The sequence below is a fragment of the Anaerosporobacter sp. genome, from assembly GCF_965301125.1.
The window spans coordinates 1-7,715 of the sequence record NZ_CBDLAM010000176.1 but is presented as its reverse complement, the minus strand read 5'-3'; the positions used below and the strand labels follow the sequence as shown (position 1 = coordinate 7,715).

Genomic DNA, 7,715 nt, shown 5'->3' with positions numbered 1-7,715 from the left:
ACATATATTTACTTCTTGTCAAAAAATGAGTCCATGGAAGCCCATGAACTCATCGCATTCAAGACAAGTGAGTCAGCTCACTAACCCACTAGTATCATAAAGATTATTGCATGGATTGAATTAGCTGTTGAGCATCTCTTTCAGCATCGTAATTCTTATCATCCCCAATTTCATATCCATTGTGACTGTAGATTGCAATAATTTCTTTTCCTTCTTCTGTATTTCCAATGTTGATAAATGCTTGTTGGATAGCAGCTTTTAACTCAGCATTCATAACTTTTTCATCTTTTGTTACAGAGATTGTATCGTTGTAGATACCATCAGTTACACCGATTACATTTGTTTCATCCCAGATGGATGCTTTTCTTCCGAATGTTGATTCCCAATCTGATGCGTAATCACGACGAGCATCTGCATAAGTTACCATAACGTCAATTTGTCCACTAGCTAATTGTGAAAGACTTGTTGCATAGTTATCAAGTAATACTTTGTTTGGTAGGTCTGTAATAGACATTCCATAGTTTTCTTGTAACCATAAGCTTGGGTAGATGTAACCTGCTGGAGAAGTAGTGTTACTTGAAACTCCCCAAGTTACGCTTTCGATATCTTCTTTCGTAAGAGTTTCACCGTTATTTACTTTATCTGCCAATGCTTGACCTTTTTCAGATGGACCTGCAATTACTAATGAACGATAGTAAGTTACTTGTTTATCAGTTCCTTCCGTTGGAGCTGTATTCCAGTCGGCTGGATTTTCAGAATCATGGTTTAAACCATCACGAGTTGCAGTTAAAGCAACATCAATACCATCAGAATATAACACATAAGTTCCGCCAGGGATAAAACCTACTTGAGCAGTACCAGAAGCTAATGCTTCACCAGCTGCTTCAAAGCTTGTACCTACTTCAATAGTAACTTTATCGAAGTCAAAACCTTGTTTCGATAATTCATCTTTTAATAAGTTAGATAATGGTTTTGTAGCTTCTTTGATTTCAGATGGATCTCTTGAAGGTACAAAGTAAACCACTAATTCATCAGTTGGAATACTGTCTGATGAAGACTTAGAACTACAACCAATAAGTGTAGTCATAGCTAACATTAATACTGTACATAATGCAATTATTTTTTTCATATTGCCTCCTGGAAATAATCATTTCTAAAAATAGTTTCAATAGTAACTATTTTATACCCTTATGCATTATATCATTTCATATTATACTTGTCATTAAAAAAATAATAAAAATACATGTAATTTATGGTAGTGAAGTAATAAAACAACAATACCATTCAAAATTATTCTGCCCAATTTTTAGCATAATACTTGACAAATCTATATGTTCTGATAGAATGAAAGTGGTATTATGTGGAAAACTCATATTATGGAGAATATATTTTCACAGACTATATTTTTCGAATCACGAAAGGAGACATGTAATTATGATGAAAGAGAATAAGATGGTGAATAACAAATAATTGCATATGTGCTCGATACGTAAGTATCGAATAAGAACCTTTTCGTGTACATGAATGATATTATAGGCATTGTATTATATAACACGCTTTAGGGCGTGTTTTTTTTGCGCTTTTTTATCTATTTCAAGCTATACGTATTGAGGGCTATGCAATTATCTACTAAAAAATATACCTAGGAGGATTGCTATGAGTCAAGAGATAATTAACAGGGAGAAATTTGAAATAGAAGAAAAGGAAGGTATTAAGAATATGAATAGTATAATAAATTTTAAATATGGTTTTACCAAGGCAGATTATAAGGAAGCAATTAGATATATAACAGAAGAAAGAATACAAGAACCATTGATCCCAGCAAGAATTACTCAAGTACACCGCGAACGATATAAAATTGTTAGTGAACATGGTGAGAGCGGAGCAAAGTTAAAAGGTTCAGCATTTTATAATGGAGAAGGAGTAGTAATTTATCCTGCAGTAGGTGATTTTGTTCTAATACGATATAATCCACAAGGTGATTCGGTAATCTATACAGTTTTACCAAGAAGGTCATATTTTTCCAGATTAGACCCTACCACAAGAAAAACGGAGCAAATCGTTGCAACAAACTTTGACTACGTGTTTATTATGGTATCCTTAAACCATAACTTTAGTATAGGAAGAATTGAGCGATATGTAACGGCAGCATGGCAAAGTGGCGCAACACCAGTTATCGTTCTTACAAAAGCAGATCTGGTAGAAGATGTAAGTATATACATTAACGAGGCTAGCTTAGTGGCGCCAGGAGTTGATGTTTTAGCCATTAGTTCAGTAAAAGGGGAAGGGTTAGAAGAATTAAACCGTTATGTTACCTCAGGCAAGACAATAGTTTTCCTTGGATCTTCTGGTATAGGGAAGTCCACATTGGTCAATGCGTTAGCAGGAAGAGAGATTATGAATACAAACAAGGTTCGTGAAGACGATAGTAAGGGATATCATACAACAACCCATAGGCAGATGATAGAGCTAGAGAATGGGGCGTTGCTTATTGATACACCAGGTATGCGTGAACTTGGATTGTGGGATGTATCTGAAGGTTTGAAAGAGTCATTCGGTGATGTGGAAGAATTAGTAGGACAATGTAAATTTCATAATTGTACACATGGCAATGAACCAGGATGTGCTGTTAGAGAAGCTATTGAAGATGGAACACTAACAGCAAATAGATATAAGAGTTATGTAAAATTACAAAGAGAATCAAAGATGCGTGAAAAAAAGGAAGCATTAAAACAATCACGCTTGGCTCGAAGTAAAAGAAAGTAGTGTATTTATTGTAATTTGTCAAAAAAGATGATAATATAAACATTGGATAATAATGGAATGTACCAAATCTTTATGAAAGAATATTCCATTGCGAGTAAGATGGAAGAATATTGACATTCTCTAAAATATGTCAATTCAATGTATGAGAAAGAGGTAGAGGGAACATGTCGAGAGCAGTGATTTTAAATGATTGTACATTTACGGAAGAAGAATATAGCACATGCCTTAATTATATATCAAGTGAAAGAAGAAATATACTCGGTAGATTTCATCAATATAAGGATCAGTGCAGGGGATTGGCTTCTTCTTTACTTGCAAGATGCATTATCAATGAGAGTTTGGGAATTGATAACAAGGATATGGTTTTTGAAAAAACTGAGCATGGTAAACCATTTTGTTCATCGGCACAGAAGATTAATTATAACTTATCCCATTCTGGGAACTGTGTTGCAGGTATTTTTGATGATAAGCAAGTAGGCATTGATGTAGAGATTATTAATGATAAAGATAATGATGATATAGTTAAGAGGTTTTTTAGTCCAAAGGAGATAGATGGTTTTAAGACATGTGAAGATAGAAGAAGGAAGTTTTACGCACTTTGGACAATTAAAGAGGCATACATAAAATATCTTGGACTAGGGATGAGTAAAGGGTTCGATACATTTAATACGTATTTGGAAAATGGAAATATTAGAATCAGAGATTATGAACTTAAAAAAGACTTAGATGCATATATAGAATGTATGAATTTGCAAGAGTATTATTTGACTGTGATCAGTGAAACAAAACCAGAGTTTGAGATATGGACAATGGAAGATTTGATGAGTAGAGTTAGAAAATTAACGGTGATTCAACCATAAAAAGCTAAACCTATATAAAGTAAAAGTTGTATAACTAAGAAAAGAGGGGGATCTCCAAAATGATGTAAGAAAATCATATCATTTTGGAGATTTTTCGTTTTTAGATATACATGTAAGAATAAAACATATAATGGCAAAATACTTGTTATTGATTAATTCGAAACCTTATTATGGTTATGAAATCATTAATGAAATAAGCCAATGGGATATAATAGCAGCCAAAGAAAGTACAGTATATCCATTACTACGGAGACTACAAAAAGAAAAATATCTAGCATCCGAATGGAAAGATTCATCTGAAGGCTTACCACCTAGAAAGTATTATACACTAACAGATAAGGGAAAAGAGTATTTATCCGTAATGACAAAAGAATGGACCGAATTGGTGAGTGTTATACAGGAATTGCAAAGCAGAAAGGGAGAGCTAAATGGATGATGAATTAATGAATGAGTTTTTAGAAGCAGTAAAACGGAATTTGAAGTATTTATCAGAAGAAGAAAAAGCGGATATTATATATGAAATAAAAAGTCATATCCAAGAGACAAAGATCAAACAAGGGATTGATATGAAATCTATTCTACAAAATCTTGGGGATCCTAAAAAACTTGGTAAGGCATATGTAGGAAAAGTTATAGCAGATACTGTAGTATTCAACAGTAAAAGTTTTTTCAGGGCATTATTGTATTATAGTTCAACAGGAATAAATGGAATGATACTAACGGTAATAGCAGGGAGTTTATATATATCCAGTTTTATTACACTAATAGGAGGTTGTATTAAAACTGTGGGAGCACTCTTAGGATATAATATGAGTTTTATAACATTTATTTTGGGAAATTTTAATGTACCTGATATATTAGCTCTTCCAATAGCATTACCAGTATCAATGCTATTATATTACGTAAGTAAGAAAATGTGGAAAATCTTTAAATCGTTTTTAAGAAAATCAAGTGAAAATTATAGATTAAGTAAGTATGGTTATAATTAGATAAGCAAGGTTAAAAATATAGTACTCATATTGACAAATGAAGCATAAGATGGTATACTGTGGCAAATTGAAGTAATAAAGTGAGTCAAAGGCAGTGAAGAGAAGGAGTACATCTTAGTTTATATTAACAGAGAGAAGATGGTTGGTGTGAATCTTCAATATACTTAGATCGAAGCAGTCTCAGAGCTATGAACCGAACTATAAGTAATCTTATCAAAGTAGGCTTCATCGGATTTCCACCGTTATAGGGATAAAGTATATTTCTAATAAATATTAGAGAAGTACTGGTGAGTGCAGATGGTCAATCTGAATTTAGGTGGTAACACGGACAATATGTTCGCCCTAAACCAAAGAAAATTTGGTTTAGGGCGTTTTTAGTGCTTCGCTATTTTTTTAGTTATAGTATGCCAGCTTAGAAACAGTTGGATATATTGAAAGTTTGCTTTTACTATCTTAGTAATACACAAGTATAGGAATTAATTTGTAAAAGAAGGGAATGGGATTAGTATGAGAGTATTTGAAAAATCCAGAAAATTAGATCACGTATGTTATGATATAAGAGGTCCGGTAATGGACGAAGCGAACCGTATGATAGCGGAAGGTGTTGACATTCTTAGATTAAATATTGGTAATCCTGCGCCTTTTCAATTTGATGCACCAGATGAGATTATTCATGATATGGTGTTCAATTTACGTAATGCACAAGGGTATTCAGATTCGAGGGGAATCTTTTCTGCAAGAAAAGCAATTATGCAATATTGCCAGTTAAAGAATATTCCGAATGTAGGAATTAATGATATATATACAGGAAATGGTGTAAGTGAACTGATTGTTCTAGCAATGCAAGGATTATTAAATGATGGCGACGAGATGTTAGTTCCAATGCCAGATTATCCTCTATGGACAGCCGCTGTAAATCTAGCTGGAGGGAAAGCTGTACATTATGTTTGTGATGAACAGTCGGAATGGTATCCAGATATAGAAGATATCAAGAAGAAGATAACAAGCAAAACGAAAGGTATTGTAGTAATCAATCCTAACAATCCAACAGGTGCACTTTATCCCAAAGAAATATTGGAACAAATCGTACAGGTGGCAAGAGAGAATGAGCTAATCCTCTTTGCTGATGAAATCTATGACCGCTTAGTTATGGATAATTTGGAACATACAGCACTTGCTTCATTAGCACCGGATTTATTCACTGTTTCCTTTAATGGTTTATCAAAGTCACATCGTGTTGCGGGATTTCGAAGTGGATGGATGTGCTTGTGTGGTGATAAATCCAAAGTCAAAGGCTATATCGAAGGAATTAATCTATTGGCATCTATGAGATTATGTTCCAACGTTCCATCGCAGTACATCATTCAGACTGCTTTAGGAGGTTATCAAAGCGCAGATGAATTACTGCTTCCCGGGGGAAGAATATATGAACAGAGGGAGTTCGTATATAATGCACTCAAAGAGATACCTGGTGTTTCTGTGGTAAAACCAAAGGCAGCTTTTTATATATTTCCTAAACTAGATATTAAGAAGTTTAATTTGAAGAATGATGAGCAATTTGCACTTGACTTCTTACGTGAGAAAAAGGTTTTAATTGTGCAGGGAACAGGGTTCAATTGGAAAGATCCAGATCATTTTAGAATTGTATATTTGCCAAATGTTATTGAACTAAAAAGTGCTACGGATAAATTAGCAGATTTCTTAAGTACATACCGTCAGAAGTAATTCTACTGCTTAAGAAAATGTTAAGATTGTCCCACTTGGAAAAATGGAAAATATATGATAAAATTGCGTATAGTAAATAAGTAATAGATATAAGATAAACATAGGTAGAGGTTAATAGGGAAGGGTTATGAAGTATAGTCAAGAGATGAATTTAGCCAATGAAATTAAGGATAAACGTCAACTTTTGTATGATAAAATACGACGTTTCAGGGAAAAATTAATTCAGAAAGAAACGATAGCCTACATTATTGTTGGAACACTTACTACAGGAGTGAACATGGTTGCATATTACTGGTTCTGTAATATAGTTGGAATTAGTAATCTTGTATCTAATGCGTTTGCTTGGATAGTAGCAATGTTGTTCGCATATTTTGCAAATGCCAAATATGTTTTTAAACCAACGAAAAAAGGGTTCGTTGGTGAGGCAATACAGGTTGGTAAATTTTTTACTGCAAGGTTTGTATCTTTCTTAGTTGAAGAGGCAGCAATGTTTGTATTTGTTGATCTTTTGTGCGTAAACAATATGCTGATAAAAGCTATCATGAATGTAGTAGTTGTAATTATTAATTACTATTTTAGTAAGTTTGTAGTTTTTAACGAATAAAATTCTAGGTTATGGAGGCAAAACTCTTTTATGTTTTCAGAGTTTTGCATTTCTATTTTAGAGGTAGTCAGGTACAAGTAAGTTAATCAATGAATAAAGATTCTTGATTATTCATCATTAACATTAGTTAAGATCTTTTGAAAAATAGTTAGTTACAAGATGGATTAGATGAGGTATGTAATGGAAATAGAAAAGAAATTTAGAGTGAAACAGTTACCAGAACAATTAGATTCTTATGATAAGAAGATTATTGAGCAAGGGTATCTATGTACGAATCCGATTGTACGAATTCGTCGTAGCAATGATGATTATATTCTAACATACAAATCAAAGTTTGGAATAGAAGAGAAACAGGATCAGAATGCATGCATTTCTAATGAGGTAGAAGTTCCGCTTAATGAATCTGGTTATGAACATCTTAAAACGAAAGTTGATGATCATATAGTTGCTAAGACACGCTACATCATTTCATTAGAAGATGGATTGAAAGCAGAGTTAGATATCTTTCGTGAACAACTGGAAGGCTTGTATTTTGTAGAAGTGGAATTTCCAAATGAAGAGGCAGCAAGTAAGTTTATACCACCTGAATGGTTTGGAGAAGATGTAAGTAGAGATCATCGGTTTAAGAATAATTATCTTGCTACATTAGATAGGTATCAAGAGGATATTTTTCAATAAATAAAAAAGGTTGTCAAACTAGATTGATGATCAAAAAAAGAACAGAAATCACGATTTCTGTTCTTTTTTCTTGCTTTTTAGTGAGTTCAAATG

At 33.2% G+C, this 7,715-nt stretch carries 8 protein-coding genes and 1 other annotated feature; of the genes, 7 read left to right on the top strand and 1 reads right to left on the bottom strand.

The annotated features are described in order from the left end of the window. Positions 1-103 precede the first annotated feature (103 nt). Positions 104-1,129: a phosphate/phosphite/phosphonate ABC transporter substrate-binding protein gene (locus ACW2QF_RS15755; RefSeq protein WP_455716963.1), complete on the bottom strand. Its 1,026-nt coding sequence runs from the start codon at positions 1,127-1,129 to the stop codon at positions 104-106. Positions 1,130-1,656: 527 nt separating this feature from the next. Between ACW2QF_RS15755 and rsgA the strand changes: the two genes are divergently transcribed. The 7 genes from rsgA (at position 1,657) to ACW2QF_RS15720 (ending at position 7,622) form a co-directional block, all read left to right on the top strand. Beyond that, the gene (gene rsgA / locus ACW2QF_RS15750; protein WP_455716962.1) at positions 1,657-2,766 is read left to right on the top strand and encodes a ribosome small subunit-dependent GTPase A; all 1,110 of its coding nucleotides are present in this window, start codon (positions 1,657-1,659) and stop codon (positions 2,764-2,766) included. 164 nt (positions 2,767-2,930) lie between these two features. Then, on the top strand, positions 2,931-3,626 hold the full coding sequence (locus ACW2QF_RS15745) for a 4'-phosphopantetheinyl transferase family protein (RefSeq protein WP_455716961.1): 696 nt from the start codon (positions 2,931-2,933) through the stop codon (positions 3,624-3,626). A 130-nt stretch (positions 3,627-3,756) separates the two neighbouring features. After that, entirely contained in the window at positions 3,757-4,062 is a 306-nt protein-coding gene (locus ACW2QF_RS15740; protein WP_455716960.1) for a PadR family transcriptional regulator, read from the top strand. After that, positions 4,055-4,615: an HAAS signaling domain-containing protein gene (locus tag ACW2QF_RS15735; protein WP_455716959.1), complete on the top strand. Its 561-nt coding sequence runs from the start codon at positions 4,055-4,057 to the stop codon at positions 4,613-4,615. The genes ACW2QF_RS15740 and ACW2QF_RS15735 overlap by 8 nt, the downstream gene beginning before the upstream one ends. Before the next feature lie 85 nt (positions 4,616-4,700). Further along, positions 4,701-4,963: a binding site (T-box leader), on the top strand. Positions 4,964-5,122: 159 nt separating this feature from the next. Next, positions 5,123-6,340 carry an aminotransferase class I/II-fold pyridoxal phosphate-dependent enzyme gene (locus ACW2QF_RS15730; RefSeq protein WP_455716958.1) on the top strand — a complete coding sequence of 406 codons (1,218 nt, stop codon included), beginning with the start codon at positions 5,123-5,125 and terminating at the stop codon, positions 6,338-6,340. A gap of 127 nt (positions 6,341-6,467) precedes the next feature. After that, positions 6,468-6,944 (top strand): GtrA family protein, encoded by a 477-nt coding sequence (locus ACW2QF_RS15725; protein WP_455716957.1) that lies wholly within the window; start codon positions 6,468-6,470, stop codon positions 6,942-6,944. Between the two features lie 180 nt (positions 6,945-7,124). Next, positions 7,125-7,622: a CYTH domain-containing protein gene (locus ACW2QF_RS15720; protein WP_455716956.1), complete on the top strand. Its 498-nt coding sequence runs from the start codon at positions 7,125-7,127 to the stop codon at positions 7,620-7,622. Positions 7,623-7,715: the final 93 nt, after the last annotated feature.

Coding starts and splice junctions, on each gene's coding strand:
- ACW2QF_RS15725 (WP_455716957.1), top strand. CDS start 6,468: ATGAAGTATAGTCAAGAGATGAATTTAGCCAATGAAATTAAGGATAAA.
- rsgA (WP_455716962.1), top strand. CDS start 1,657: ATGAGTCAAGAGATAATTAACAGGGAGAAATTTGAAATAGAAGAAAAG.
- ACW2QF_RS15740 (WP_455716960.1), top strand. CDS start 3,757: ATGGCAAAATACTTGTTATTGATTAATTCGAAACCTTATTATGGTTAT.
- ACW2QF_RS15755 (WP_455716963.1), bottom strand. CDS start 1,129: ATGAAAAAAATAATTGCATTATGTACAGTATTAATGTTAGCTATGACT.
- ACW2QF_RS15735 (WP_455716959.1), top strand. CDS start 4,055: ATGGATGATGAATTAATGAATGAGTTTTTAGAAGCAGTAAAACGGAAT.
- ACW2QF_RS15745 (WP_455716961.1), top strand. CDS start 2,931: ATGTCGAGAGCAGTGATTTTAAATGATTGTACATTTACGGAAGAAGAA.
- ACW2QF_RS15730 (WP_455716958.1), top strand. CDS start 5,123: ATGAGAGTATTTGAAAAATCCAGAAAATTAGATCACGTATGTTATGAT.
- ACW2QF_RS15720 (WP_455716956.1), top strand. CDS start 7,125: ATGGAAATAGAAAAGAAATTTAGAGTGAAACAGTTACCAGAACAATTA.